Source organism: Micromonospora sp. NPDC048871 (assembly GCF_043198155.1).
Lineage (GTDB): Bacteria > Actinomycetota > Actinomycetes > Mycobacteriales > Micromonosporaceae > Micromonospora.
In genome coordinates this window covers 383,028-409,183 of sequence record NZ_JBICUM010000004.1, presented here as the reverse complement: position 1 = coordinate 409,183, position 26,156 = coordinate 383,028, and the positions used below count along the sequence as shown (strand labels likewise).

At 71.8% G+C, this 26,156-nt stretch carries 20 protein-coding genes and 1 pseudogene; 8 read left to right on the top strand and 13 right to left on the bottom strand.

All coding sequences use genetic code 11. The features are described from left to right. Positions 1 to 86: 86 nt before the first annotated feature. From ACGFIK_RS13295 to ACGFIK_RS13285, 3 genes are all read left to right on the top strand, one after another. Complete coding sequence (locus tag ACGFIK_RS13295; protein ID WP_393339376.1) at positions 87 to 1,190, top strand: sensor histidine kinase; 1,104 nt, start codon at positions 87 to 89, stop codon at positions 1,188 to 1,190. Then, positions 1,187 to 1,831, top strand: a complete 645-nt coding sequence (locus tag ACGFIK_RS13290; RefSeq protein WP_327026277.1) for a response regulator transcription factor — start codon at positions 1,187 to 1,189, stop codon at positions 1,829 to 1,831. The genes ACGFIK_RS13295 and ACGFIK_RS13290 overlap by 4 nt, the downstream gene beginning before the upstream one ends. A 215-nt stretch (positions 1,832 to 2,046) precedes the next feature. After that, positions 2,047 to 3,183, top strand: a complete 1,137-nt coding sequence (locus tag ACGFIK_RS13285) for an acyl-CoA dehydrogenase family protein (protein WP_393339490.1) — start codon at positions 2,047 to 2,049, stop codon at positions 3,181 to 3,183. Positions 3,184 to 3,216: 33 nt separating this feature from the next. Here ACGFIK_RS13285 and ACGFIK_RS13280 read toward each other — a convergent pair whose 3' ends face one another. From ACGFIK_RS13280 to ACGFIK_RS13270, 3 genes are read right to left on the bottom strand one after another with little or no spacing between them, the layout of a single operon-like run. Further along, positions 3,217 to 3,783, bottom strand: coding sequence for a TetR/AcrR family transcriptional regulator (locus tag ACGFIK_RS13280; RefSeq protein WP_357527620.1), 567 nt, complete (start codon positions 3,781 to 3,783; stop codon positions 3,217 to 3,219). Beyond that, positions 3,780 to 4,574, bottom strand: coding sequence for an ABC transporter permease (locus ACGFIK_RS13275; RefSeq protein WP_393339372.1), 795 nt, complete (start codon positions 4,572 to 4,574; stop codon positions 3,780 to 3,782). Before ACGFIK_RS13275 ends, ACGFIK_RS13280 begins: the two co-directional genes overlap by 4 nt. Positions 4,575 to 4,593: 19 nt before the next feature. Continuing rightward, on the bottom strand, positions 4,594 to 5,523 hold the full coding sequence (locus tag ACGFIK_RS13270; RefSeq protein WP_393339370.1) for an ATP-binding cassette domain-containing protein: 930 nt from the start codon (positions 5,521 to 5,523) through the stop codon (positions 4,594 to 4,596). 123 nt (positions 5,524 to 5,646) lie between these two features. Between ACGFIK_RS13270 and ACGFIK_RS13265 the strand changes: the two genes are divergently transcribed. Beyond that, positions 5,647 to 6,618 carry a GNAT family N-acetyltransferase gene (locus ACGFIK_RS13265; protein ID WP_393339367.1) on the top strand — a complete coding sequence of 324 codons (972 nt, stop codon included), beginning with the start codon at positions 5,647 to 5,649 and terminating at the stop codon, positions 6,616 to 6,618. On the opposite strand, the gene ACGFIK_RS13260 is transcribed toward ACGFIK_RS13265, so the two are convergent. From ACGFIK_RS13260 to ACGFIK_RS13230, 7 genes are all read right to left on the bottom strand, one after another. Then, positions 6,612 to 7,469, bottom strand: coding sequence for a metallophosphoesterase family protein (locus ACGFIK_RS13260; protein WP_393339365.1), 858 nt, complete (start codon positions 7,467 to 7,469; stop codon positions 6,612 to 6,614). The two genes, ACGFIK_RS13265 and ACGFIK_RS13260, sit on opposite strands and share 7 nt — an antisense overlap. A gap of 78 nt (positions 7,470 to 7,547) precedes the next feature. Beyond that, complete coding sequence (locus ACGFIK_RS13255; RefSeq protein ID WP_327026270.1) at positions 7,548 to 8,666, bottom strand: beta-eliminating lyase-related protein; 1,119 nt, start codon at positions 8,664 to 8,666, stop codon at positions 7,548 to 7,550. 139 nt (positions 8,667 to 8,805) lie between these two features. Continuing rightward, entirely contained in the window at positions 8,806 to 10,686 is a 1,881-nt protein-coding gene (locus ACGFIK_RS13250) for a Xaa-Pro dipeptidyl-peptidase (RefSeq protein WP_327026269.1), read from the bottom strand. Positions 10,687 to 10,853: 167 nt separating this feature from the next. Next, entirely contained in the window at positions 10,854 to 12,476 is a 1,623-nt protein-coding gene (locus ACGFIK_RS13245) for a bifunctional 3-(3-hydroxy-phenyl)propionate/3-hydroxycinnamic acid hydroxylase (RefSeq protein ID WP_327026268.1), read from the bottom strand. A gap of 102 nt (positions 12,477 to 12,578) precedes the next feature. Further along, positions 12,579 to 15,827 (bottom strand): BTAD domain-containing putative transcriptional regulator, encoded by a 3,249-nt coding sequence (locus ACGFIK_RS13240; RefSeq protein ID WP_393339360.1) that lies wholly within the window; start codon positions 15,825 to 15,827, stop codon positions 12,579 to 12,581. A 121-nt stretch (positions 15,828 to 15,948) separates the two neighbouring features. Beyond that, positions 15,949 to 16,467, bottom strand: a complete 519-nt coding sequence (locus ACGFIK_RS13235; protein ID WP_327026266.1) for a DinB family protein — start codon at positions 16,465 to 16,467, stop codon at positions 15,949 to 15,951. A 94-nt stretch (positions 16,468 to 16,561) separates the two neighbouring features. Then, positions 16,562 to 17,287, bottom strand: coding sequence for a DUF305 domain-containing protein (locus ACGFIK_RS13230; RefSeq protein ID WP_327026265.1), 726 nt, complete (start codon positions 17,285 to 17,287; stop codon positions 16,562 to 16,564). A 243-nt stretch (positions 17,288 to 17,530) separates the two neighbouring features. On the opposite strand from ACGFIK_RS13230, the pseudogene ACGFIK_RS13225 reads away from it, so the two are divergent. Then, positions 17,531 to 18,946 (top strand): annotated as a pseudogene (locus tag ACGFIK_RS13225) (LVIVD repeat-containing protein); the annotation flags it as partial. Between the two features lie 376 nt (positions 18,947 to 19,322). Here the strand turns inward: ACGFIK_RS13225 and ACGFIK_RS13220 are convergent. Beyond that, the gene (locus tag ACGFIK_RS13220) at positions 19,323 to 20,978 is read right to left on the bottom strand and encodes a hypothetical protein (RefSeq protein WP_327026264.1); all 1,656 of its coding nucleotides are present in this window, start codon (positions 20,976 to 20,978) and stop codon (positions 19,323 to 19,325) included. 176 nt (positions 20,979 to 21,154) lie between these two features. Between ACGFIK_RS13220 and ACGFIK_RS13215 the strand changes: the two genes are divergently transcribed. The 3 genes from ACGFIK_RS13215 (at position 21,155) to ACGFIK_RS13205 (ending at position 24,577) form a co-directional block, all read left to right on the top strand. Further along, positions 21,155 to 21,481 carry a plasmid stabilization protein gene (locus tag ACGFIK_RS13215; RefSeq protein ID WP_327026263.1) on the top strand — a complete coding sequence of 109 codons (327 nt, stop codon included), beginning with the start codon at positions 21,155 to 21,157 and terminating at the stop codon, positions 21,479 to 21,481. Between the two features lie 157 nt (positions 21,482 to 21,638). Then, a complete protein-coding gene (locus ACGFIK_RS13210; RefSeq protein ID WP_327026262.1) occupies positions 21,639 to 22,013 on the top strand; it encodes an MmcQ/YjbR family DNA-binding protein in 375 nt (124 codons plus the stop codon). A 182-nt stretch (positions 22,014 to 22,195) separates the two neighbouring features. Next, positions 22,196 to 24,577, top strand: coding sequence for an alkaline phosphatase family protein (locus ACGFIK_RS13205; protein WP_327026261.1), 2,382 nt, complete (start codon positions 22,196 to 22,198; stop codon positions 24,575 to 24,577). Here the strand turns inward: ACGFIK_RS13205 and ACGFIK_RS13200 are convergent. Continuing rightward, on the bottom strand, positions 24,510 to 25,091 hold the full coding sequence (locus ACGFIK_RS13200; protein ID WP_327026260.1) for a VTT domain-containing protein: 582 nt from the start codon (positions 25,089 to 25,091) through the stop codon (positions 24,510 to 24,512). The two genes, ACGFIK_RS13205 and ACGFIK_RS13200, sit on opposite strands and share 68 nt — an antisense overlap. Beyond that, positions 25,088 to 25,849: an MBL fold metallo-hydrolase gene (locus ACGFIK_RS13195; RefSeq protein WP_327026259.1), complete on the bottom strand. Its 762-nt coding sequence runs from the start codon at positions 25,847 to 25,849 to the stop codon at positions 25,088 to 25,090. The genes ACGFIK_RS13200 and ACGFIK_RS13195 overlap by 4 nt, the downstream gene beginning before the upstream one ends. Between the last annotated feature and the right edge of the window lie 307 nt (positions 25,850 to 26,156).

Genomic DNA, 26,156 nt, shown 5'->3' with positions numbered 1-26,156 from the left:
TGGTCGATTCCCGTACCGGAAGTCATGACCCCCGACCATGACTTCCGGCACCGGTTATCGGGGCGAAACCCATCTAGGGTGGCCACATGCGACGTGTCGGCACCGAGGAGTGGTCCGGTCTCGCGATGCTCGTGGTAGCGGTGGCCGTCGCCACCCCCGGTCTGTTCGGCGGCGCCGAACTGCGGATCGGGCGGGGTTGGTGGATCGCCCTGTTCGTGCTGCTGCTGGCGGCGCTACTGACCGCACCGGCCGCCTCCGAGCAGCGCCGGGTGGGACACCTGGCGTACGGGGTGGCCGTGGTAGCCGCCTGGGCGCTGGTGCTCACCATCCACCAGGTGGGGCTGCTGCCGGTGCTGCTGGTCCTCACCGCCGCGATGAGCGTCTACCTGGTTCCGCTGCCGGTCGGGCTGGTCGTGGTAGCCCTCAACACGGGGGTGATCATCCTTGTCGCGGTGCCGACCACCCGTACGCCGGGGGAGCTGGGCCTGATAGTGGGCTTCTACGTGCTGATCCAGTTGGCCTCGCTGCTGAGTTCGATGACCCTGCTGCGGGAACAGCGGATGCGCCGGGAACTCGCCGCGGCCCATGTGGAGTTGAAGGCCGCCGGGTTGCGGTTGGAGGAGTCCGCCCGGACGGCGGAACGGCTGCGGATCTCCCGGGAGTTGCACGACCTGATCGGTCACCAGTTGACCGTGCTGACCCTGGAGTTGGAGACCGCCCGACACCTGGACGGCCCCGCGGTCCAACAGCACGTGGAGCGGGCCGACCGGGTGGCCCGGGACCTGCTCGGCGACGTCCGCACCACGGTCGGGCAACTCAGAGCGGAGGCGGTCGACCTCGAAGAGGCCCTCCGGCGGATGGCGCGGGACCTGCCCGGCCTGGAGGTGTCGATCGAGGTGTCGCCGCAGGTGTGGGTGGACGAGGAACGGGGGGCCGTCCTCGTCCGCGCCGCCCAGGAGATCATCACCAACACGATCCGGCATGCCGAGGCGCGCGAACTGCGGATCTCGATCACCGGTGACGACGGTGTGATCGTGCTCGACGCGCGCGACGACGGGCGGGGTGCGGGTGATCCGGGGTTCGGCAACGGGCTGCGTGGCCTGCGGGAACGGTTCGAGGCCCTCGGCGGCGACCTGGCGGTGGAGGGCTCGGCCGGGTTCCGGGTGACCGCGCGGATGCCGACCTCATGATCCGGGTGGTGGTCGTCGACGACCAGACCCTGATCCGGCAGGGCATCCGGGGGCTGCTGGAGGTCGCCCAGGTCGATGTCGTCGGTGAGGCGGCCGACGGTCGGGAGGCCCTGGCGGTGATCGAGCGCACCGCACCCGATGTGATCCTGCTGGATCTGCGGATGCCCCGCTTCGACGGCATCTGGACCATCGAGCAGTTGCAGGCCGCCGGCATCGACATCCCGGTGCTGGTGCTGACCACCTTCAACGACGACGCCCTGGTGCTGGCCGCCCTGCGGGCGGGGGCCCGCGGCTACCTGCTCAAGGATGTGACCTTGGCGCAGCTCACCCGGGCGATCCGCACCCTGGCCGGGGGCGGCACCCTCATCGCCCCCTCGATCACCGACCGGATGCTGCGGGCGATCCGCTCCGGTCCCTCCCCGGCCGGCCCGGAGGCGCCCATGGTGGTCCGCCTGACCGAGCGGGAGGGGCAGGTGCTGCGGCTGGTGGCCCAGGGCTACAACAACCGCGAGATCGCCGGTGCGCTGTTCCTGGCCGAGGGCACCGTCAAGAACCACGTCTCCACGATCCTGACCAAGCTGGGCGCCCGGGACCGGACGAACGCGGTGCTGCGTGCCCTGCACGAGGGCATCCTGGACTGACCCGGGGCGTCGATGTCCCGTACCCCGAGCCTGCGGACCTGCCGGGACCCTGCTAGACCATCCTCAGGGCCTGGCCACCGCGCACCGGGTGGCGGGGACCCTCGACGCGCTCGACGCCACGGCCTGGCCGTGGGGTGATCGCGCACCTGAACCGCGCCGGAAGGAAACCGCCCGTGACCCTGACCGTACCCGCGTCCACCCTCGACTACTTCGGGATCGACTCCCTCATCGACGAGGACACCCGGCACCTCCAGGCCGCCGTGCGGGCCTTCGTCGACCGGCGGGTCCGGCCGCACATCGCCACCTGGTACGAGGACGGTCAGTTGCCGGCCCGGGAACTGGCCCGGGAACTCGGTGAACTCGGCGTGCTGGGGATGCACCTGACCGGGTACGGCTGCGCCGGCACCTCCGCCACCGCCTACGGGCTGGCCTGCTACGAGTTGGAGGCCGGCGACTCCGGGTTGCGCTCCCTGGTCTCCGTGCAGGGTTCCCTGGCCATGTACGCGATCTGGCGGTTCGGGTCGGAGGAGCAGAAGCAGCAGTGGCTGCCCCGGATGGCCGCCGGTGAGGCGATCGGCTGCTTCGGGCTGACCGAGCCGGACTTCGGCTCGGACCCCTCCGGCATGCGCACCCGGGCCCGCCGGGACGGCGGCGACTGGGTGCTCGACGGCACCAAGATGTGGATCACCAACGGGTCGATCGCGGACGTGGCCGTGGTGTGGGCCCGCACCGACGAGGGGGTACGGGGGTTCCTGGTGCCCGCCGGCACCCCCGGCTTCACCGCACCGGAGATCACCCGCAAGCAGTCCCTGCGCGCCTCGGTCACCTCCGAACTCGTCCTGGACGGGGTCCGGCTGCCCGCCGAGGCCATGCTGCCGGAGGCGGCCGGGTTGTCCGGGCCGCTGTCCTGCCTCAACGAGGCCCGGTTCGGCATCGTCTTCGGGGCCCTCGGCTCGGCCCAGGACTGCCTTCAGGCCACCATCGAGTACGCCCGCACCCGGCAGATCTTCGACCGGCCGCTGGCCGCGTACCAGGCCACCCAGCTCAAGCTCGCCGACATGAGCCTGGAACTGGGCAAGGGCATGCTGCTGGCCATGCACCTGGGGGTGGCCAAGGACGCCGGCACCCTGGACCACCGGCAGGTGAGTCTCGGCAAGCTCAACAGCGTCCGGGAGGCCATCGCGATCGCCCGGGAATGCCGCACCATCCTCGGGGCGGCCGGCATCACCCTGGACTATCCGGTCATCCGGCACGCCGCGAACCTGGAATCCGTGCTGACCTACGAGGGCACCTCCGAGGTGCACCAGTTGATCATCGGCCAGGTGCTCACCGGCCACTCCGCCTTCCGCTGAGCCGACCCGCCCTGGGCACCTGCCCGGGGCGGGTCAGCCGGTGCTGCGGGGGCGGGCGCCGTCGAGGAAGAGGGCGACGATCCGGGCCGGGCCGGTGTCGTCGGTCAGGTCGGCGGCACGGGCCAGGTGCAGGAAGGCGTTCATCAGGAACTCCGGCTCCCCGGCGACCAGGCCCGCCTGCCGCGCCTCGGTGAAGAACTCCGTGACCGGAGCCAGCAGCAGGGCGACGTAGCGGGCCGAGACGTGGTCCCGGGTCGCCTCGCTGACCAGGGGAAGGGCGTCGTAGATGCGCTGCTCGAAGGTGATCGCCTCACCCTTCTGCCCGGCCACCACGGTGGCCAGGGCGTGCAGCCGCTGCTCGACCGCACCCGGGTCGGCCAGGGCGGCGGCGACCTGCCCGCCGACGGCCTGGATGTAGCGTTCGGCGACCGCGATGTAGAGGTCCTCCTTGCCACCGGGGAAGTGGTGGTAGATGGAGGGCTTCTGGATGCCGACGGTCCGCCCCACCTGCGCCAGGGAGATCCCCGGGTAGCCGGTGGCGGCCAGTTGCTCGGCGAAGGCGTCCATGATCTGGACGCGGGTGTCAGGCTGCGGACTCATCGGTTCTTCCTAGCGGTGCGCAGGGCCAGGGCACAGGCGGCCATCCCGGCGACGATCAGGACGGCGACTGCGGCCACACCGGCGGGGGCGGCGGTCAGCGGGTCGCCGCCACCGAGCTGACGGGCGGTTTCGACGATATAGGTCAGCGGGTTGACCATCGCGATCACCCGCATCCAGGTGGCCAGGTCGTCCACCGGCGCGAAGACCCCGGTGAAGAAGGAGAGCCCGAACACGGCGAGGGTGACCAGGCCGGTGGTGGAGGCCGAGACCGACCGGATGGCCAGCGCGGTGCTCAGCAGCGCGACCCCGAGCCCCAGGGCCGCCAGCAACAGGAACACCCCCAGCACCCCGGGCCAGCTCTGCGGACGGTAGCCGATCAGGGCCGCGCCGAGGACCGTGACGACCATCTGCACGGCGACCGCCAGCAGGGCGGCGACGACCGGGCCGACCAGGAACGGCACCGTGCTGCCGCGGGCCAGCCGCAGCCGGTCCAGGTAACCGCTGGTCAGGTCGCGCAGGACCAGGGTGCCGGCGGCACCCGCCCCGGTGGCCACCCCGGTGAGCAGGATCAGCGGGAGCAGGAAGGCGATGAAGTTCGTCCCGTGCAGGTAGCTACTGCCGACCGTGGTGAGCTGCCCGGCGTAGACGAGCAGGAAGAACAGGCTCTGCGCGACCGGTGAGATCAGCAGCGCGGGCGAGCGGAGCACGGCCCGGGTGGATCGCCGTACGGCGGCGAGAACGACCGGAGCCGGAGTGCGGCGGGGCGGGGCGACCGCCAGCGGGAGGGTCATCGGATGCCTTTCGGTGGGGTCAGCGGGCGGCCAGGGCGACGAACACGTCGTCCAGCGAGGGTTCGCGCAGGTGCAGTCCGGTGAGGTCTCCGGTGCGGTCGCGGATCTCGTCCAGGGCGTCGCGCAGGGCGGCCGGGTCCTCGGAGATGCTCAGGCGTACCCGGTCGCCGTGCTCCTCGTCGGCTTGGAAGCCGATCCGGGAGTGGGCGACGAGGGCCTTGGCGGTGGCCTCGCTGGTCAACTCCAGGGTCAGGGTGCGGGTGCCCACCCGTTGTTTGAGGGAGGTCGGGGTGCCCTGGGCGACCAGCCGTCCCTCGCGCAGCACCGCGATGTCGGTGGCCAGGACGTCGGCCTCGTGCAGGTCCTGGGTCGAGATGAGCAGGGTGGTGCCGCCCTGGTTGAGCCGGGTCAGTTCGGCCCAGAAGTCGAGCCGGGCCAGGGGGTCCAGGCCGGTGGTGGGCTCGTCCAGGATCACCAGCCTGGGCTCGGCGACCAGGGCCACGGCCAGGTCCAGCTTCCGGCGGGTGCCGCCGGAGAGGGTGGCCACCCGGGAGGCGCGGTGCTCGCCCAGGTCGAACAGGTCCAGCAGGTCGCGGGTGCGCTGGGTCCGCTGCCGCCGCCCCAACCCCAGGGCCACCGCCTGGAAGTCGAGCACCTCGGCCGGGGTGGCCAGCGGGTCCAGGGCGTTCGACTGCGGCGCCAGGCCGATCAGGCGTCCCGCCTCGCGGGCCTGGGTCACGGTGTCGAACCCGCCGACCCGGACCGAGCCGCTGGTCGGTACGCGCAGGGTGGCGATGATCTCCAGCAGGGTCGATTTGCCCGCGCCGTTGTGCCCGAGGACGACGCAGCGGCTGCCCGGCTCGACCCGGAGGGTCAGCTCGTCCAGGGCTCGGCGGGTCTTGTAGATCTTGGTGAGATCGGTGGTCTGCACGATGGGCTCCGGAGTCATGCCAGCAGCCTACCTACCGTTAGGTAGGGGGTGGATGTGGGATCGCCCACTGGCCCGCTGAGCCGCCGTGCGGGGCGAAAACCCGGTGCCCGGGGGTGCCGGCGGGCACTAGGGTGGCGCCCCATGAGCCCTGCGGAGATTCGGCCCTTGACCGCCGCTGACCTGACGGCCTGCGGCGAACTGCTGGCCCAGCGACACCGTCGGCACCGCGCCGCACAGCCGTTGCTCTCCGCGCGCTTTGAGACGCCCGAGGCCGCCGTCGCCGAGGTGCGGGCCGCCTTTGAGACCCCGGAAGCCTCCGGCGCGGTGGCGATCCGGGCCGGGGCACCGGTCGGCTTCGTGCTCGGTGCCCCGAAGACCTCGCCGCTGTGGGGGCCGAACATCTGGGTCGAAGCGGCCGGGCAGGCGAGCACCGACCCCGAGGTGATGCGCGACCTGTACGCCGCCGCCGCGACCCGCTGGGTCGACGAGGGCCGCACCGCCCACTATGTCGTCGTACCGGCCCATGACGAGGATCTGGTCCGGGCCTGGTTCCGGCTGGGCTTCGGCCAGCAGCACGCCCACGCCGTCCGACCGGCCACCAGGCCGGCGGCGGCACCCTGGCCGGAAGGGCTGTCGGTGCGCCGGGCCACCCGGGCCGACATCCCGGACCTGGCCCGGCTCGACCTGGAACTACCGGTGCACCAGGGACTGTCCCCGACCTTCTCGGCCGGGCAGGTCGGCACCGTCGAGGAGAGCCTGGAGGACTGGGCCGAGGAGATCGACGACCCGGAGTACGTCACCTTCGTCGCCGTCCGCGACGGCAAGGTGGTCGGCTCCGCGATCGGCTGCGCCTTGGAGAAGTCGAGCGCTCACCTGGGCCCGGCCCGCCCGGACAACGCCGGGTTCCTCGGCTTCGCCGCGGTGTTCCCCGCCGCCCGGGGGGCCGGTGCCGGTCGGGCCCTCGGCACCGCCGTCCTCAACTGGGCGGTCGACAGCGGTTTCGACTGCGTGGTCACCGACTGGCGGGTGACCAACCTGCTGTCGTCGCGCACCTGGCCCCGGCTCGGCTTCACGGAGACCTTCCTGCGCCTGCACCGCACGATCGGCTACTGACCGGGGGCCCCGGGCCGGTCCGGGTGGGCTCCGAAGATCCGGCGCAGGGGGTTGGGGGCCGGTCCTCGCTTGCTCCACTCCCGGGGATAGCCGAGCGAGACCTCCTCGAACCGTACCCCGTCGTAGTGGGTCGTGCGGGGGATGTGCAGGTGACCGTAGACCACCGCGGCGGCCCGGAACCGGACATGCCAGTCCGCGGTGAGCACGGTCCCGCACCACTGGGCGAACTCCGGGTACCACAGCACCTCGGTGGGCTGACGCACCAGCGGCCAGTGGTTGACCAGCAGGGTCGGCAGGGCCGGGTCGGTGGCGGCCAGGCGACGTTCGGACTCGGCCACCCGGGCGTGACACCAGGACTCCCGGTCCGGATAGGGGTCCGGATGCAGCAGCATCTCGTCGGTGCAGACCACCCCGGTGGCGTACGCCTGCCGTAGCGCCTCCTCCTTGGTGGCCGCCCCCGGCGGCCGGAAGGTGTAGTCGTAGAGCAGGAACAGCGGCGCGATCGTCACCGGCCCGCCCGGCCCGTGCCAGACGGCGTAGTCGTCCTCCGGGGTGAGGACCCCGATGTCCCGACACATCCGGACCAGCTCCCGGTACCGGTGCTCGCCGCGCAGGCGTACCGGATCGGCGGTGTGGGTCCACAGCTCGTGGTTGCCGGGGGCCCAGATGACCTGGGCGAACCGGCTGCGCAGCAGGCGCAGGGTGGCCTCGATGTCCGCGAAGCGTTCGCCGACGTCACCGGCGACGATCAGCCAGTCGTCCGCCGACTCCGGCTCGATCCGGTCGACGATCCGTCGGTTGTCCGGGTACGCGACATGCAGGTCGCTGGTAGCGAAGAGTGATCCGGTCATCCCCCCGATCATGCCAGCCCGCCGGCCGTCCGACAGCCCTCGAAAGTGCCGTCGTGCCGCGCACTTGACCCTCGACCGTCAGGTGGCGTGCCTGAGCAGGTGATGCAGGAGGCTGACGACCTCCTCGGGCGTGAACTCCATGGCGTTCTCCCCGACGGTCACCTCGAACGAGCACCGGTCGGGGTCCGGCGCCGACCGGGTACGGCCGAACAGCTCCACCCCGGTGTCGGCGAGCAGGGTCTCGGCCGCCCGCTCGGCGGCGGCCGGGCCGACCGGCAGGTGCACATGGAACAGCGGCGTCTGCGGTGGGTTCGGCACCACCCGGGCCACCCCGTCGGCCGTGATGGCCGCCGCGATCGCCACCGCATGGTCGCGGTATGCCGCCAGCCGGGGCAGGTGGGTGTCCAGGCCGTGCAGGGCGGCGAGCGCGATGGGCCAGGCGTCGTAGACGTCGCCACCGAGCCGACGCCGCCAGAGCCGGGCCTCCGCTAGGAGGTCACGCGGCCCGGCGAGCACCGCCCCGCCGGTGCCCTGAAGCCCCTTGTAGAGCGAGACGTACGCGGTGTCGAACAATCCGGCGATCTCCGCGAACGGCCGGGCGTAGTACGTCTGGGCCTCCCACAGGCGCGCACCGTCGAGGTGGATCGCCGCACCCCGTTCGCGCATCGCCGAGGTCTGGGCGACCAGGTCCTCCCACTCCGGCAGCAGCCCGCCGATGTCGCGCTGCGGGAGTTCCCAGAGCACCGCCGCCAGCGGTTCGCCGAGGGCGGCCAGGTCGGTAAGGCGCATCAGCCGGTGCCGGTCGCCGACCGGGTGACACCGCAGACCGTGCACGACGGCGTACCCCTGATGCTCCCAGACCTCCAGGTGGCTCTGCGGATGGGCGGCGAACGCCCGACGCCCCCGGCGGTCGGCGTGAATGCGCAGGGTGACCTGCTGCGCCATCGTCCCGGACGGGAAGAACAGCGCCTCCTCCTTGCCGAGCAGCGAGGCGATCCGCCGTTCCAGGACGGCCACCGGACCGTCCGGGCCGTTGGGCGGTGTGTCGGCGTCGACCTGCGACAGCATCGCGCGCAGCAGCTCCTGCGGGCGGCGACGCAGGGCGGAGTGCAGGAACAGGGACCGTCGTACGGCCCGGGCCGGCGCGGGCTCCTGGGGCTGGCCGGCGTCCTGCGACGGAGAGGGCTCGGGGCTCATGCCGAGCAGCCTAGCTTGTTGCAAACTATTTGCAATAGCCAAGATCATGTGATCGGGCGGGGCTCCCGACGAGAACGAGCGGGTCCGCCACCGCAGTACCGGTGGCGGACCCGTGGGTCGTACGTGGTGGGCTACCGGCTCAGAAGACGAGGGCCTTCTTGCCGCCGACCACCGGCAGGCGCAGCTCACTGTGCTTGGGTGCGACCCGCAACTCGGTGCCGCCCAGCGGCAGCAGGGTGTACGCCTGGTCGGTGGAGAAGACCACCACACCGATGCGGTGACCCGCCGGGAAGACGTAGTCCTTCGGCTCCAGGGTCCACGTGAAGTCGTACAGCTTGCCCTGCTTCAGCGGCTCGCTGCGCGAGGCGCTCTTGCGGTTCTGCGGGTCCATCCATCCCCGGGTCACCACGGTCGGTGCAGCGGTCGAGCCCTCCGGGCCGTAGTTGACCAGGTACGCGGTCAGGTTGGCGTTCGGCTTGTTCTCGATCGCCATCCGCAGCCGCATCTCGGCCCGCCCGGAGATCCGTACCTCCTCGGTCAGCGCCGGGGTGCGGTAGACCAGCCGGTTGGGGTTGGCCACGTCCGGGGCGGCGACCAGCGAGTTCGGCGTCAGGGTGCGGCCGTTGTCGACGAAGCTCTGCTCGGTGGTGGCGTCCTTGGGCCGCTTGCCGGCGGTCAGGGTGCCCGGGCCGGTCGGGTCGGTGGCGCCGAGCTGGAGCTTCACCTCCCGGGTGGCCGGGTCCGGCCAGTTGGCGTACGTGGCGTTGACCCGGTTCTCACGCTGCACCACCGCGGTGGGCTCGTTCATGATGCCGTTGGGCACGTTCCACAGCCAGAAGTCGAACCAGCGGTTCTCGGTCTGCTTGTAGGTCCAGGTCTGACCGTCCGGCAGGGTAACCGCGGCGGTGTTGCCGGGGGAGCTGTGCCCACCCTGGTGCAGCCAGATCTTGCGCGGCACCTTGTGCTCGGCCAGCTCGTCCCACCAGCCGGCGAACTGCTCGGTGCGCACGTTCCAGTCGTTGAGGCCGTGCACCACGAAGACGCTGGCCTTGACCTTCTTGGCGTCGAGGTAGTCCCGGTCGGCCCAGAACTTCGAGTAGTCGCCGGTGACCCGGTCCTGCTCCTCGGTCAGCTGCGCCATCTCGTCGGCGCAGTGGCCCTCGGAGCGGGCCCGGCCGGCGGTGTACTTGGCCAGGATGTCGGCGTCCTCGCCCTGGTAGCCGCCGGGGGCGACGACCAGGCCGTTGGCCCGGTAGTAGTCGTACCAGCTGCTGATCGCCGCGACCGGGACGATGGTCTTGAGACCCTTGACTCCGGTGGTGGCGACCTGGTTGGGCAGGGTGCCGTTGTAGGAGGCGCCGGTCATGCCGACCGCACCGGTGCTCCAGTCGGCCTTGGCCGGCGCGCCGGCGGCGTCGTAGCCCTCGGCCCGGCCGTTGAGCCAGTCGATGACCGCCTTGGTGCCGAGGGTCTCGGCCTGGTCACCGCTGGTCGGGCAGCCGTCCGAGTCGCCGGTGCCGACGCTCTGGCCCAGCACCACCGCGTACCCGCGCGGCACGTAGTAGTCGTCCAGCTGGCCGGGCAGGTTGGGCTTGGTCACCGCGCCCTGGTCCTCGACGTCGGCGGACAGCGAGGCGGACCGACGGGTCAGGCCGTTCTGCGGCAGGTCGTCGACCAGCACGCTGTGGTAGGGCACGCTGCCCCAGGTGCCCTTGCGGTACGGGCTGTGCTCGAAGATGACCGGCACCTTGAAGCCTTCGGTGGCGGTCTCCCGGGGACGGGAGATGTCGATCGCCACCCGGTCACGACGGCCGTCGCTGTCGGTGTCCAGCGGGGTCTCGACGTACACCCGCTCGACGACCGCGTCGGCGAAGGAGAAGACCGGCTGGGTCATGCCGTCGGCTACCACGATGCCGGGGGTGGCGGCGGGCGCGGGTTTCGCGGAGACCGGGCTGGCGCTGAGCACCAGGGCACCGGTCACACCCACGCCCACCAGGGCTAGATGGGGGGTTCGACGCACGTAAGTTCCCTTCACTCGGCTGTTGGCCGAAGTCAACAAGGGGGTTGGGGGTTGATGATCCACATGCTAGACCTGGTCACCGGGCCGGCGGCACCCCCACTCACTCCCCTGACGTGCGAAAGTCTGAATGGGAGGCCGATGCCGTCTGTTCGGTCCACCCTGGGGGGTCAGGCGGCCGCCGCCTGACCCACCGACCTGGACCCTCGCAGGGTCCCCGCCAGGGCGCCCAGCACCTCCACGGTGGAGCCGAGGGCGAAGACGAAACGGTCCGGTCGCAGCAGCACCGCCTCGCAGCGGTGCCGCCGTAGCCAGGGGATGATCACGTTGTCGAGGTCGATGACATGTACCCGCTCATCGGCGGGCTCGGCCCCGGGTGACGCCGGGCCGGCGGCGTCGCCGGGGTGCACCACGATCGCGCGGACCGGCGGACGAGCCGGTCCGCCGGCCGGTACAGAGGTGCCCAGCACCGCGAAACCGGCACCCAGCACCTCGTCCAGCAGGACCGGGACCCCCGACCCGAGCAGGGCCACCCGCGGCTGCGGGAACATCGTGCCCACCGCCCCGTAACGCCGCCCACCGGCGAACAACCCCTGGTCGTACGCCGGAAGGGGCTTGAACTCGAAACGTCGCACGAACCGGCGGACCCGGGGCAGGGTCTGCGCGGCCCGTAGCGCGGTGTCCCGCAGCCAGGCCGCGCGACGGTCGCGGGCCAGGAACACCCGCCCCAGCCGGACACTGGTGGCGGCCATCGCGGCGGTGTGTGGACGCCGCTCGGTCTCGTAGCTGTCCAACAGGGCCGGGTCCGCCTCCCCGTCCAGCACCAGGGCGAGTTTCCAGGTCAGGTTCGCCGCGTCACGCAGCCCGCTGCACAGCCCCTGACCGAGGAAGGGGGGCATCTGATGAGCGGCGTCGCCCAGCAGGAACACCCGACGCTCCCGCCACCGCCGGGCGATGAGCTGGTGGAAGGTGTAGATCACCGCCCGGGTGACGGTGAACCGGGCCGGATCGACATACGGCTCGATCAGGGCGGCGATCCGATCCGGTCGGGTCATCTCGGCCTCGGTCTCGCCCGGCCGGAGCATGAACTCGGCCCGGTAGCTACCCCGGGCACCGGGGGAGACGAAGGCCGGGCGCCGCCAGTCGCAGACGAAGGTGGTGTGCGCCCGGCGGATCCCCTCCGGCGGCACCTCACCGGAGACGGCCAGCCACGGTTCGGCGTAACTGGCCCCGGCCAGGGGGATGTGCACGGCCGCCCGGGTGGTGCTGCGGGCACCGTCGCAGCCCAGCACGTACCGGGCCCGCACCGGGTACGACTGGTCGGTGTGCAGGTCGCGCAGCACCAGGTGCACCCGCTGGTCGTCCTGGTACAGGCTGACCAGTTCGGTGCCCAGCCGCAGTTCCACCTGGTCGTAGCGGTCCAGCCCGGCACGCAGTACCCCCTCCAGCCGAGGCTGGTCGAAGAAGTTCAGCGGGGCGTGGCCGAAGCCGAAGTCGACCTGGGAGAAGTCGATGGTGGCGAAGGTACGGCCGGCGGCGTTGAGATAGTCGGCCCGGGTCGGCTGGTGCAGGTCGGCACCGATGGAGTCCAGCAGGCCGACCTGCTGGTAGATCCGCAGCGCCTCGTCGTCGCAGGAGAAGGCCCGGGGCTGACCGTGCGGTGTCGTGCTGCGCTCCACCACCAGGGTGCTGACCCCGCGCAGACCGAGCAGGTTGGCGGTCAACGCCCCGACCGGGCCGCATCCGACCACCACGACGTCGACCTCTGCGGCTGCTGGCTGAGCGGGCTTCATGACTGTTCCTCCCACGGGACCGCCCGACGCTCCGGGCGTGGATCTGACCGGGTCAGCACAGCAACCGGGGGTGGAAGGCCCGTGGAGATGATGTGGAGGTGGTCAGGGACCGGCCGTGGAGAAACCGTTGAGCGGCGGTGGGAAGCGGGCGAGCAGCAGGCCGGCGCCCTGCTCTGCGGCGAGCCGGGCGCCGGTGGCCAGCGCGGCCGGATCCTCGCGGGCCAGACCGCGTACCCGGTGCAGTTCGGCGGCGAACACGGTCTCACCGAGCCGGTCGGCCACGGTCAGGCCCTCCCGCGCCAGCTCCGCCGCGGTGTCGCGGTCACCGGCGGCCAGGTACGCCTCCGCCATCCCGCCGTAGGTGACCGTGCGGGTGGCGCGCAGCCCGGGACGGTAGATGCCCTCCGCGGCGGCCCGCATCGCGGCCAGCCGCTCGGGGGCGCCGTCGCGGGCGGCGGCCCACTCCAGGAAGAACTCACCGGTGGCCACGAAGTGCGGCATACCGTGGGCCGCGCCGATCTCCCGGCATCGGTCGGCGGCGGCCCGCACGGTCGGCACCTCCCGCTCCTGAAGCCCCATCCAGGCGGCGAACAAGGCGGCGTTGGCCCGGCCGTACAGGTCGTCCGTCTGCTCGGCTAGCAGCTCGGCGTCGCGGATGTCCCGGCGGGCGGCCACCGGGTCACCGCGCAGGGACCGGACCAGGGCCCGGAAGTTGTGGGCGGCCAGCACCGGCAGCCGACCCACCTGCCGGCCGAGCTGCCGGGTGTCGACCCCCCGAAGCCGGTCGATAGCGGCGGTGAGCCGATCCTCGGCCACCTCCAGCCGCCCGGTGAAGTAGCCGACCACACCGAGCAGGTACTCACCGGCCGCGACCGTCAGCTCCGTACCGTCGCCCTCGGCCAGCCGCTCGGCCAGCTCGGCGGCACCGGCGTAGTCGGCCTGGTTGGCGGCCAGCTCACCCAGCGCCCACAGGGCCGGCCGCACATCGGTCTGCGGGTCGACCAGGGCCAGCAGGTCACGAGCCCGGGCACAGACCTGGTCGACGGCGTCGGCACCCACACCCACCGTCATCTGGAGCAGGGCGGCCCGGTGCAGTTGCACCTCGAGTTCGGTGCGGGCCGCCGCCGGGGAGGCGGCGACCCGGGCCAGCCGCTGCGCCGCCCGGTCCAGATGACCCAGGGCGTCCTCGTAGGCGAACCGGCGGGTGGCGTCGTCGGCCGCGGCCAGGGTCCACCGCAGATGCTCCTCCTCGTGACCGAGACCGACCGCCCGCCCGTAGTGGTGTGCCAGCTCGGCCGGGCCGACGACCCCGCAGCGCTCGTACGCCTGCGCCAACCGGGCGTGCAGGGTGGCCCGCCGGGGCGGGGGCAACTGCCCGTAGGCGACCTCGGCGAACAGGGGGTGCCGGAACCACACCGCGCCGGGCTCGGCCTCGGTCACCAACTCGGCGGTGTAGGCCGCGCTCAGCGCCTCGGTGATCTCCTCGGCCGGCCTCCCGAGGACCTCGGCCATCGTGGTGGCATCCAGATCGCGCCCGGCCACCCCCAGCAGGGCCAGGCAGTCGCGGGCCGGGGCGGGCAGCCGGCCCAGGCGCAGCCGGACGGTGTCCCGGATGCTCGGTGGCAGGTCCGTGCCGGCCGGGTCGGCCCGCAGCAGTTCGGTGATGAAGAAGGGGTTGCCGCCGGTCCGGTTGACCAGCCGCGCCAGCACCGGCTCGGCCGGTGCGGCCCCGGTGCGCTGCCGCACCAGGTCGGCCACCGCCTCCGCCGCCAGCCCGGTCAGCCGCAGTTGGTCGAATCCCGGTCCGCGGGCCAGTTCCGCCACCGTGGCCACCAGCGCCGGGTCATGGTCGTACGGCCGCAGGGTGGCCAGGACCAGCGCGCGGGCACCGGCCAGGGCCGGGACGAGGAACCGCAGCAGCAGCAGGGAATCCGGGTCGGCGGCGTGCAGGTCGTCCAGCACCACGAGCAGCCCGGCCGGCTCGGCCGCCGCGCGGACCAGTTCCGCCACCGCCTCGTACGCCTGGAACCGGGCCGCCGGATCGGGGGACACCTGGCGGGTCGGATCGTGGGCCGGCCCGACGGCGAACCCCTCCAGGCCGGGTACCGATCCGCTGGTCCCGACCTGCGGCATGGCCACCAGGGCCCGCACCACCTGCCGCCACAGCCAGAACGGCGGCGCCTGCCCGAGATCGGGACAGCGCCCCCACACCACCGCCACCCCCTCGGCCTGGGCCAGGGCGGTGACCCTGGTGGCCAGGCTGGTCTTGCCGATGCCCGGCTCGCCGACCAGCACGGCGGTGCGGCCATGCTCGCGGGTAGCCGCGGTCAGCGCCGCCACCAACCGGGTCAGCTCCGCGCCCCGACCCACCAGCGGCCCCACAGGGTCACCGGGGGCCCTCGGCCCGAGGTGGGTGTCGGGGGTCCTGGGCGCGAGGTGGGCCCCGGGGGTCTCCGGCAGGTGGTGTGCGCCGGAGGTCCTCGGCAGGTGGTGGGCGTCGGGGGTGTCCGAGGCGGACAGCGCGGCAGTCTGATCGCCGGTGCCGGTGCCGGTGCCGGTGCCGGTGCGGGGGAGGACCGGTCGGCCGGCGGCCGGCTCGACCGCCTGGTCCAGGATCGCGGCGTGCAGCTCACGTAGCTGCACCCCCGGATCGATGCCGTACTCCTCGGCCAGGATCCGACGCCCCTCGTCGTAGGCGGCCAGCGCCTCGGTCTGCCGCCCGGCCCGGTACAGCGCCAGCATCAACTGGGCGCGGGCGGCTTCGCGTACCGGGTGGTCGGCCACGAACTGGCGCAGCTCGGCGAGGACGGCGCCGTGCCGACCGGCGGCGACGGCCGCGGTGAACCGGCCCTCCTCGGCGATGAGCCGCAGCTCGGTCAGCCGCGCCGCCTCGGGACGCACCACGGTCAACTCGGCGACCCCGGTCATCGGCTCGCCCCGCCACAGCCGCAGGGCGTCGAGGTAGTCGCGTTCGGCGACCGCGGGTGCCCCGGCGCTCAGCCGGTCGGCCGCCCGGTCCACCAGTCGTCGGAACCGGACGGCGTCGATGTCGTCCGGTTCCACCCGCAGCTGGTAGCCCTTCGGCTGGCTACACAGGACCCGGGCCGCCTCGCCGGGGGAGCGGTGCGGCTCCACCGCCCGCCGCAGTCCGGCTACGTGGGTGCGTAGGGTGATCTCGGCACTGGGCGGGGGCCGGCCGTCCCACAGGGCGTCGACCAGCCAGTCGGTGGCGACGAACCGGTTCGGCCGAAGCAGCAGCAGCACCAGCAACGCCCGCTGTTTCGGCCCACCGAGCGGCACCACCTGCCCGTCCCGGACCACCTCCGGCGGCCCCAGCACCCGGAACTGCACCCCACCACCATCTTCGGCCCGACCTGGCCCGGCCGAGTATGCCAGGCGATGATCCGCCGGACCTGTCATCGCTCAACCGGTGTCCTGATCGGAATCCGACAGTCGTCGCGCTGGCAGAGGATCAGCCCATGGTCTTGGCGCCGTCGATGGCCTCGCGGATGATGTCGGCGTGACCGGCGTGCTGGGCGGTCTCGGCGATGAGGTGCAGCAGCACCCGACGGGCGGACCAGCGGGCCCCGGGGGTGAACCACGGCGCATCGGGCAGCGGCTGGCTGAAATCCAGATCCGGCAGGGTGCGGATCAGGTCGTCGGTCTGCTTGGCGGCCTCGTCGTAGGTCGCGAGCACGCCGGCCAGGGTCTCGCCCGGCGACATCTGGAACATCTTCGCGTACTGCTCGAGACTGGCCGGGTCACCGGCGTCAGGCAACGCGGTCGGCCCGGCCTGGATGAAGTTCACCCAGTTCCGCTCGGTGCCGGCGACATGCTTGATCAGCCCGCCCAGGCACAACTCGCTGACGGTGCTGCGCAGGCCGATCTGCTCGTCGGTCAGGTCACGCGTGGTGTTCCGCAGGAAGAACCGGTGCAGTTGCAGGGTCTCCAGCAGGTCGGCGCGCTCGGCGGACAGGGTGGGCTCGGCCATCACAGGCCCCTCTCGTCGGTGTCAGCCGCACGCTATCGGCCACCCCCGACACCTTCACCGATCCCGACGAGCGCGACCGGTGCGGCACGGAGGGTCAGCTGCCCGCCAGTGCCTCGCGCATCCGGTTGATCTCGACGTTCTGCTCCACGATCACGCTGCTGGCCAGCTCGTTGACGAGGCGATCGGAGCCGAGCACGAGCACCTCCTCGGCCATCTTGATCGCGCCCTCGTGATGCTCGGTCATCATGGTCACGAACATCCGGTCGAACTCCGCCCCGCGAGCGGCGGTCAGACGGTTCAGCGCCTCCGCCGTCTGCATGCCGGACATGGTGTGGCGGTGGTCGCCGCCGGAGTTGCGGTTCAGACCGCGTTCGGCCAGCCAGGTCTCCATGTACTTGATCTCGGGTTCCTGGGCCGCCAGCATCCGTTCCGCCATGCGCTCGAGCTTCTCGTTCTCGGCCCGTTCGGCGACCAGTCGGGCCATCACCAGGGCCTGCTCGTGGTGCGGGATCATCATCGTCATGAATCGGACGTCGGCGTTGTTGTGCGGGTCCCGGGGCAGGGCCGACACCTCGTTCGCCGGCGCCGTCCGGGCCGCCTCACCGGGACGGCCGGGCATCAACACCGGTGCGGTGGAGTCCGGCAGGCCGGGGGACTCGGTCGACTGCGAGGGGCTGGCGGTCGCCGCCGGCTCCGACCTGTCGTCCGGCAGCAGGAACAGCACCGCCGCCCCGACGACGGCCACCGCCAGTACCGCCAGTTCGATGAGGACGACCGCCCGCGACTGGCGGAGAACCTTGCCTATCCGTACGCCTTGCACGACTTGCCTCCCGCGGTGGACCTAGCCTGGCCGGGATCGTAACGCGACCTGCGGATATGACAGCAGGGGTTGGTGGCGAGAAAAAGGCGTCATTAGTCGTTCCTGCGGTTGTTCGTGCTCCCGGTGTTGCCTAATCGTGATCATGGTGTCCGGTCTACTGTGGCCCAAATCACAAAAATTCTCGGTGCCGCAGGTTATCGTCCCGCTACCCCCAATTTCACCCACGACGAAGGGTGTAACTACATGTCACAACCGACTGCGCGAGGGAAGCGGAGGGCCGTCCTCGGCCTCGCCGCCACTGGCGCCCTCCTCCTCAGCACGGTCGCGGCGGCGCCGGCAAGCGCCGCCGCGAACGTGATCCCGGGCGTTGACGAGATCGTCAGCAGCGCCAACCTCACCCAGATCGCCAACGTGCCGAAGTTCGGCGGCCTCGCCGCCGAGTCCTCGTACAACAGCGACCTGGCCTTCCAGGGCGACCACGTGTTCGCCGGCAACTACAACGGGTTCAACGTCTACGACGTCAGCAACCCGGCTTCGCCGCAGGTGGTCAGCCAGGTCATCTGCCCCGGCGGCCAGGGTGACCCGTCGGTCTTCGGTAACCTGCTGTTCTTCGCGGTCGACTCGGCCCGCAGCGACGACTCGTGCAACAGCGGTGCCGGCTCGGTGGCCAACCCGGACCACTGGGAAGGTGTGCGGATCTTCGACGTCAGCGACAAGGCGAACCCGCGGTACATCAAGTCGGTCCGCACCGACTGCGGTTCGCACACGCTGACGCTGGTCCCCGGCAAGGACAAGGTCGTCGGCAAGGGCAAGAAGGCCAAGACGGTCAAGGCGACGGACCTCTACGTCTACGTCCAGTCGTACAGCCCGTCGGCGACGGCGGCGTACTGCAAGACGCCGCACGACAAGATCTCGATCATCAAGGTTCCGCTGGCGAACCCGACCAGCGCCTCCGTGGTGTCCACTCCGGTGCTCTTCCCGGACGGCGGCGGCGCCCGCACCAGCGGTTGCCACGACATCACCGCCTACCCGGAGCTGGACCTCGCGGCCGGCGCCTGCATGGGTGACGGTGTGCTGATGGACATCTCCGACCGGGAGAACCCGGTGGTGCTGAGCCAGGTCCAGGACACGAACTTCGCGTTCTGGCACTCGGCCACCTTCAACAACGCCGGCACCAAGGTGATGTTCACCGACGAGCTCGGCGGCGGCAGCGGCGCGATCTGCACCTCGGCCTACCGGACCAACCAGGGCGCGAACGCGTTCTACGACATCGTCGGCTCCGGCGCCGACCGTCGCCTGGTCTTCGCGAGCTACTTCAAGATCCCGCGGGAGAACAGCAACACCGAGAACTGCGTGGCCCACAACGGCTCGCTGATCCCGGTGATGGGCCGCGACGTCATGGTCCAGGCCTGGTACCAGGGCGGCATCTCGGTGATCGACTTCACCGACTCCGCCAACCCGGTCGAGCTCGCCTACTGGGAGCGGGGCCCGCTGTCGGACACCACTCGCATCCTGGGTGGCTCCTGGTCGGCGTACTGGCACAACGGCTACATCTACTCGAACGACATCCAGAAGGGCTTCGACGTCCTCAAGTTGGACGACCCGCGTACCAACAACGCGCGGGCGATCGCCTTCGAGGAGCTCAACGTCCAGACCCAGCCCAGCTACCCGGCCTGCACCAAGGTGCTGACCGGTAAGCAGAAGAAGGGCAAGCTGGAGGTCAAGTCCGGCATCACCTGCATGGACGGGGCGAGCGTGAACGGCTCGATCAAGGTCAAGGAAGGCGCTGGCCTGATCATCTTCAACTCGACGGTGAACGGTTCCATCGACGCGAAGAAGGCCTCGGTGGTGTCGATCGTGGAGAGCACCGTCAAGGGCAAGGTCAAGACCGAGGACATGGACCACAAGCACTGCCACGTCCACAAGAGCAAGGTCACCGGCGGCGTGCACAAGCGCTGACCCGGTACCTGTCAACAGCACCACAAGCTCCGGCCCGGCGGTCTCCCCGCCGGGCCGGAGCCCTTGGTGGTCCGGGTCAGTCCCGACACAGGGGTACGTCCGGCTCCACGACTGTGCGGTTGATGATGTCCTTGCTGATCAGGGTCGCCTCCTTCGGGATCGGCACCCCCAGCACGATCTCGATCGCCTTGGCCAGGGGTTGGGAGACGTTCAGGCCCTCACCGGCCCGGGCGGTCACCACCAGGGTGGTACCCCGACACTTCACCGCCGGCCCGGCCAGGGGCAGACCCACCCGCCCGGCCGCCGAACCGTTGGTCAACCCCAGGGAGGCCACCACGCCGACGAAGGGGCCCGCGCCGGCCACCGGCAGGCCGAGCATCAGACCGAAGCGGAACTCCGCGGCCACCACGATCGCCTCGACACCCACCGACACCCCGCGCAGGGACTGCATGATGCTCTCCTGCACGGAGAAGGTCGGGGTCAGCACCGAGCCCCCCTCGTACCCGATCGGGCCGGTCAGTCCCCACCGGCCGGTACCCGAGATGTTGCCGTTCTTGGCGGTGAAGGCCGTCTGGACCAGGAACTTGAAGGTCTGCTTGAGGGTGGCCGGGAAGCCACCGATGATGATCGGCTGGCTCAGCTCGATCGGCAGCTCGATCCGCGCCTTCTTGTTGTCGCTCAACCCGCCCTGGGCCCCGGCCGCGATCGTGATGGCCAGGCCCTGCACCCCGTCGATGCGGAACCGGGGGTGGGGGATCACCCCGTTGGTCACCTTCACCTTGCCGGACAGCCGCAGGTTGTCGAGCAGCAACTGGATGTCGAAGTCGACCTTGAGGCCGGAGGCCGCCGTACTGTGCTGAGCGGTCAGGCCCACCTTGGTCCGGCCCGCGTACGCGGTGACCCCCCACCCGCCGATCTTCCGTTCCATGCTGTGGGCCGCACCCGCCCCGCCCGGGGCCCGCGCCGGCCCGAGGACGATCGGGGGTACGGCCAGGTGCAGGTCGGACAGTCCGGCGGGGTCCGCGCCCAGGCCGCTAGCGCCGCTCCCTGAGCCGAGTGCGCTCCCGCCTGGGCCGATGGTGTTCCCGCCCAGGCCGATGGCGTTCCCGCCCAGGCCGATGGCGTTCCCGCCCAGGCCGATGGCGTTGCCGCCCAGGCCGATGGCGTTGCCGCCCAGGCCGGTGGCCTGCGCCGGGTCGGGCAGCACGGGGGTGGCCGGTGCCTCCTGCTCGACCACCTCACCGAGCAGGTCGGGTAGCGCACTGAACTGCTGCGTGGTCAGATCCAGCGGTTGGTCGATGGTGAGGTCCGCGTCCCGGATCACCTCGGTCAACTGCACCGGAGCCAGGGTGACCGCCCGGTCCCCGCCGGACTTCTGGACCCGTACCACCCGGCCGACCGCCTGACTGGTGGCAAACATGATCTTGCCGGGCTCCAGGTCCTCCGCTCCCGGCGCGTCCCCGTCGATGACATAGGTGAACCCGTCGTCGCTGACCGAGCGGATGACCTTGCCACCGCCCTCGACGAGCACCACGTCCGGCTGGTAGACCACGGAGTCGTCCGGCTTCGGGGCGTACCCGTACCGGTCGTCGGCCGCCCCGCCGCCACCCGGCAGCTTGACCCCGCTGCATCCGGCGGTCAGCACGACGGCACAGATCAGGGCCAGTGCACCGGCTGATCCACGACGGATGACGGCCGCGTCGACCCGGCCGGCGAACGGATTGCTCAGCATCTTGTGACGCTATGCCGGAGCAGGCCCGCGCCGAATCCGGTGTTTCCCTACGAATCACAGCTGACGCTTGTGTGGCCCTCTCCCGGTCGAGGCGTCGACTGTCGATATGTTTGGCCCCGCCGGGCCGGGGCATGTCTGCCCCGAGAGGACAACGTCCCAGGTCGCGGGAGGAAGCGATGCCAGCAGGATCGAGTCCCAAGCGGGAACGGCAGTACGAACACATCAAGGCCAGCGCCAAGAAGCGCGGGGTGGGGGAGCGCCGCGCCGAGGAGATCGCCGCGCGTACGGTCAACAAGGAACGGGCCCGCGCCGGCGAGTCGCGTACCGTCAGCCGATCGTCGCTCGACGACGTCTCCTCCGGCCACCGGGGCGGCAAGCGGTCGCACCGCGGGGCGCAGGGGCGCACCAGGGAACAGCTCTACAACGAGGCCCGCCAACGCGGCATCCGAGGCCGCTCCCAGATGTCGAAGGCCCAGCTGGAGAAGGCCCTGTCGGCTCGGTGAGGCCCGCCGCCATGACGCCGAAACGGCGGGGTGGGCAGCGGCGGGAAACCGCCGTTTCGGCGTAACGGAGTCGATCAGCCCGCGACCGGCGTCGGGATGTCCGACCCGCCCACTAGCCTGGGCGGTATGCAGCAGGCAGTGTCCGGTGGCGGCCCCCATGGCTGACGCCGAGGACGTACGGCGACTGGCGCTGGCGTTGCCCCAGGTGGTGGAGATCGAGAGCAAGGGCTTCGACTTCCGGGTGGCCGACAAGGGCTTCGTCTGGTCGTATCCCGAGCGTCGACCCGGCAAGCCCCGCGTCATCCGCACCGACATCGCCGTGCTGTACGTCGGCGACGAGGCCGAGAAGCAGGCGCTGCTGCTGGGGGAACCGGACAAGTTCTTCACCACCGGCGGCTACGAGGGGTTACCCCTGGTCATGCTGCGACTGGCGCGGGTGGACGCCGACCGCCTCGCCGAACTGGTCACGGACGCCTGGCGGATGCGCGCCCCGGAATCCCTCCTAGCCGAGATCGAGGAGCGCACCGGCTGACCCACGCCTCCGTCCAGACCAGGCCACCGCCTGCCCCGTTGAGGCTGCCGCCTGCGCCCTGACGTTGCTCCCGCTCAGTCGCGGTGCCCGCGCCGTTGAACCTGGCCTCGGGGGTGTCCGGGCAGCCACCCACCGGACCCGCATTTTGGATCTTGGTGGTTCGGCTGTGGCATGGTGACGGAATGGAACCGCAGGTGGCAGCCGGACAGGCCCGACCCGAGACCGTTCGGCTCGGCCTGCGGTTGCTGCGGGACTACCACCGGCCGACCCTCGCCCGGATGCGGGCGCTGCTGCGCAGCATGACGACCTCGTTCGTGGTGCTCAGCGCGACATTCTGGCTGTTGCCCGGGGTGAACACCACCGGCCTGGTGGGCCTGCTGTGGCTGGTCGGTCTGGTCACCGCGGTCGGCGCGGTGCTACGACCCCTGCTGCTGGCGCTGGCCACCGCCCTCGGTGGACTGGGTGCCCTGGGCATCGGGGTGGGGGTGCAGGCCGTCGTGATGTACGTGGCGCTGCGGCTGGCCCCGGAGGCCCAGGTGGCCGGGTTCCCGGTGGCCTTCGCCGCCGCCTGGCTGGCGGTGGCGCTCGCCGCGCTGGTGAACTGGCTGGCCGACGCCGGCACGGACGACTCGTTCGTCAGTGAGATGCTGCGGTTGATGGGTCGGGTCCGCCGAAGCGCGGACGGCCGCCCGCACTGGCGACGGTGGCGCCGGCGTACGGTCGCGACCACCGGAACCACCGAGGTGGCCGAACCGGCCGAGGGGTTGTTGATCATCCAGCTCGACGGGGTGGCCACCCCGGTGGTGCAGTGGGCGGTGCGCGCGGGCAACCTGCCCACCATCGGCCGCTGGCTGCGTTCGGGCAGTCACCGGATGACCCGCTGGCACACCGGGCTGCCGGCCACCACCCCGGCCGCCCAGGCCGGCCTGCTGTACGGCGAGGTCAACCAGGTGCCGGCCTACCGCTGGTACGAGAAGGCCGGCGCCGACGGCGCACCGGGTCGGCTCGTGGTCACCAGCCGTCCCCGGGACGCGGCCGAGGTCGAGCGGCGGGTCTCCACCGGTCGGGGTCTGCTGCGCGACGGCGGGGTCAGCATCAGCACCGCCTTCTCCGGTGACGCTCCCACCAGCCTGTTCACCATCAGCCGCGCCGGGCTGCCGGGGCGCTCCACCCCGGGCTATGCGGCCTTCATGACCAGCCCGTACGGCTTCGCCCGGGCCTTGGTGCTCGGTGCCGGTCAGGTGTTGCGGGATGTGCACGGGGCCCGACGGCGGCGGGTGCGGGGGGTGCAGCCCAGGGCCGACCGGCGGGGGGCCTATCTGGCCCTGCGGCCCCTGGCCAATCTGCTCAACGACCTCAACGTGGCGCTCATCGCCGAGCAGATGGCCCGCGGTGCCCCCGTGGTCTTCTGCGACTTCGTCGACTACGACGAGGTGGCCCACCATGCCGGGCCGGCCCGGCCGGAGGCGATGGCGGCCCTGGAGGCGCTGGATCACACCCTGGGCATCCTGCAACGACTGGCCGCCGACGGGTCCCGGCGCTACCACGTCGTGGTGCTCAGTGACCACGGGCAGAGTCAGGGTGCCACCTTCCGCCAGCGCTACGGCGAGTCGCTGACCCAGTTGGTCCGGCGACTGACCGCCACCCAGGCGGTCCTGCCGGAGCCCACCGACGAGGAGCAGGCGGGACGCCCCGAGACGTGGGAGCGGGTAGACCGGCTGCTGACCGAGGTGACCGGCCGCAGCGGGATGACCGCCACGGCGACCCGGGTGGCGGTCTGGTCGGCGGCCGAACGCACCGAGCCGATGCGGGCGGCAGGGCGCACCGAGCCGATGCGGGCGGCCGAACGCACCGAGCCGGTGCCGGCGGCAGGGCGCACCGAACCCGTGCCGGCGGTGGAGGATTCCGAGCCGGAGACCGTGGTGGTGGCCTCCGGCAACCTGGCGATGATCTACCTGGCCCGTCATCCGGGGCGGCTGACCCGCGACCGGGTCGACACCCTGGCCCCCGGGCTGATCGACGGCCTGGCCGCACACCCCGGCATCGGGCTGGTCGTGGTCGACTCGGCCGCCGGTCCGTTGGCCATCGGGGCGCGGGGGGTGCACCGGCTGCGCGACGGCCAGGTCGAGGGGGAGGACCCGCTGGCACCGTACGGGCCGCGAGCCCGCCAGGACCTGCTGCGCCACCAGCGGATGGCGCACGTCGGTGACCTGGTGGTGATCAGCGCCGTGGAGCCCGGTCTGGAGGAGGTGCCGGCCTTCGAGGAACTGGTCGGCAGCCATGGCGGGCTGGGCGGATGGCAGAACGAGGCGCTGCTCATCCATCCCGCCGACTGGCCGCAGGAGGGTGACCTGGCCGGGCCGGAGGCGGTGCACCACCAACTGCTGCGGTGGCTGCACCGCCTGGACCTGCGTGCTCCGGACCCGGCCGAGCCGTCGGAGGAACTGGCCACCCCGGGTTCCGCCGACCGGGTGCACCGGCCGAGGCGGGTGCCGGCTACGGCGTCGCCGGTGGCTGCACCGGCATCGGCCGACGCCGTCCCCACCAGCCCAGTACCTGGCTGACCAGCAGCACGAGCACGATCGCGGCGATCACGCTCTGCCAGGGTTCCGGGAAGACGGCCCGGCCCAGCACCCCGATGGCGGCGTACAGGGCCGACCACAGCAGACTGGCCGGCAGGTTGAGCACGGCGAAACGACGCCAGGTCACTCCGGAGACCGCCGCGGCCAGCAGCACCGGCAACCGGCCGCCGGGGATCAGCCGGGACACCAGGAACAGTGATACCCCGGCCTCGCGTACCCGGGCGGAGACCCGGTCCAGTCGCTGCGGGCCGCGCAGCCAGCGCAGCCGCCGGGCGATGCGCTCCCCGCCCCAGCACAGGGCCAGGTAGACCGCCAGGTCACCGAGGTAGGCCCCGATCGCCCCGGCCAGCACCACGAGCAGCACGATCAGCGGATCCTGGTACGCGGCCAGGGCGGCGGCACCGCTGACCGCCGCGCCGGTCGGCACCACCGGGACGACGGCCCCGAACAGCACCACCACCGCCAGCCAGGCCAGCGCGCCGAGGGTGGCGGTCATCGCTGCGGCACGGTGACGGACTGACCCGGGTGCAGCACCCGCACCCGGGTGCCGGGGGCGATGGTCGAGGTGTGCCGGGCGAAGTCCTCCCCGGGATCGAAGAACCGGTCCGGACGGATCCGTTCACACCCGACGGGCCAGAAGGTGCCGTAGTGGATGGGCACCGCCCAGGCCGCGGCGGCCCGGCGTACCGCCTCGGCCGCGCCCTGCGGGTCCAGGTGGCCGGGCCCGAGGGTGGGACCCCAGCCGCCGACCGGAATCAACGCCAGGTCGACCGGCCCCAGGTCGGCCATCTGGTCGTGCAGGCCGGTGTCCCCGGCGAACCAGGTGCGGGTCCCGCCCTCGACCAGGTAGCCGATGGCGGGTGCCTGCTGCCGGGACCAGGGGCCCCGACCGGCGGGGTGGACCGCCGGTACGGCGTGGACGGTGACCGGGCCGATGGTGGTCTGCCGGCCGGGGGCCAGTTCGATGCAGTCGCCCGCGGCCGGGCCCAGCCTGCGGCGGACCAGGGGTGCGGCGCCGGCCGGCACCACCAGCGGGGTCCGGGTGGGCAGCCGGCGTAGCGAGGCGAAGTCCAGGTGGTCGGCGTGCAGGTGCGACACGAGTACGGCGTCCGGGGTCCCGGACAGTCGGGGGGTGGGGCCGCGTCTGCGCCGCAGGTGGGCCAGCCGGTCCCGCAGCAGGGGGTCGGTGAGCAGCCGCACGCCGGAATCCTCCAGCCACACCGTGCTGTGCCCGTGCCAGGTCAGATGGGCCACACCGACACCCGTACCGCCGCCATGCCTGCCACCGTATCCGCCCGGGTGACCGGCGCCCTCACCCGCCACCCACCGGGGACCGCGGGCCAGCCTTGCAGGAATCGATGAACTTCTTGTTGTGTGATCGCTCACATGTTAGCGTCACAAGCGGCTAGTGGGAGCCGAGAAGCACTTGATGTTGGCGCTAACATCTACCAATCCCGATGGCCTTAGCGGTTCCCGGCCACCGCGGTCCCGTCCCGGACCGGCCAGGTGAACCCGAAGCCCACCACCACCCTCAGGAGCCCATGGTGAAACCCGTACCCTC

Coding starts and splice junctions, on each gene's coding strand:
- ACGFIK_RS13220 (WP_327026264.1), bottom strand. CDS start 20,978: ATGCTGAGCAATCCGTTCGCCGGCCGGGTCGACGCGGCCGTCATCCGT.
- ACGFIK_RS13295 (WP_393339376.1), top strand. CDS start 87: ATGCGACGTGTCGGCACCGAGGAGTGGTCCGGTCTCGCGATGCTCGTG.
- ACGFIK_RS13245 (WP_327026268.1), bottom strand. CDS start 12,476: ATGAAGCCCGCTCAGCCAGCAGCCGCAGAGGTCGACGTCGTGGTGGTC.
- ACGFIK_RS13210 (WP_327026262.1), top strand. CDS start 21,639: ATGGCTGACGCCGAGGACGTACGGCGACTGGCGCTGGCGTTGCCCCAG.
- ACGFIK_RS13255 (WP_327026270.1), bottom strand. CDS start 8,666: ATGAGCCCCGAGCCCTCTCCGTCGCAGGACGCCGGCCAGCCCCAGGAG.
- ACGFIK_RS13270 (WP_393339370.1), bottom strand. CDS start 5,523: ATGACTCCGGAGCCCATCGTGCAGACCACCGATCTCACCAAGATCTAC.
- ACGFIK_RS13260 (WP_393339365.1), bottom strand. CDS start 7,469: ATGACCGGATCACTCTTCGCTACCAGCGACCTGCATGTCGCGTACCCG.
- ACGFIK_RS13265 (WP_393339367.1), top strand. CDS start 5,647: ATGAGCCCTGCGGAGATTCGGCCCTTGACCGCCGCTGACCTGACGGCC.
- ACGFIK_RS13205 (WP_327026261.1), top strand. CDS start 22,196: ATGGAACCGCAGGTGGCAGCCGGACAGGCCCGACCCGAGACCGTTCGG.
- ACGFIK_RS13215 (WP_327026263.1), top strand. CDS start 21,155: ATGCCAGCAGGATCGAGTCCCAAGCGGGAACGGCAGTACGAACACATC.
- ACGFIK_RS13280 (WP_357527620.1), bottom strand. CDS start 3,783: ATGAGTCCGCAGCCTGACACCCGCGTCCAGATCATGGACGCCTTCGCC.
- ACGFIK_RS13290 (WP_327026277.1), top strand. CDS start 1,187: ATGATCCGGGTGGTGGTCGTCGACGACCAGACCCTGATCCGGCAGGGC.
- ACGFIK_RS13275 (WP_393339372.1), bottom strand. CDS start 4,574: ATGACCCTCCCGCTGGCGGTCGCCCCGCCCCGCCGCACTCCGGCTCCG.
- ACGFIK_RS13200 (WP_327026260.1), bottom strand. CDS start 25,091: ATGACCGCCACCCTCGGCGCGCTGGCCTGGCTGGCGGTGGTGGTGCTG.
- ACGFIK_RS13235 (WP_327026266.1), bottom strand. CDS start 16,467: ATGGCCGAGCCCACCCTGTCCGCCGAGCGCGCCGACCTGCTGGAGACC.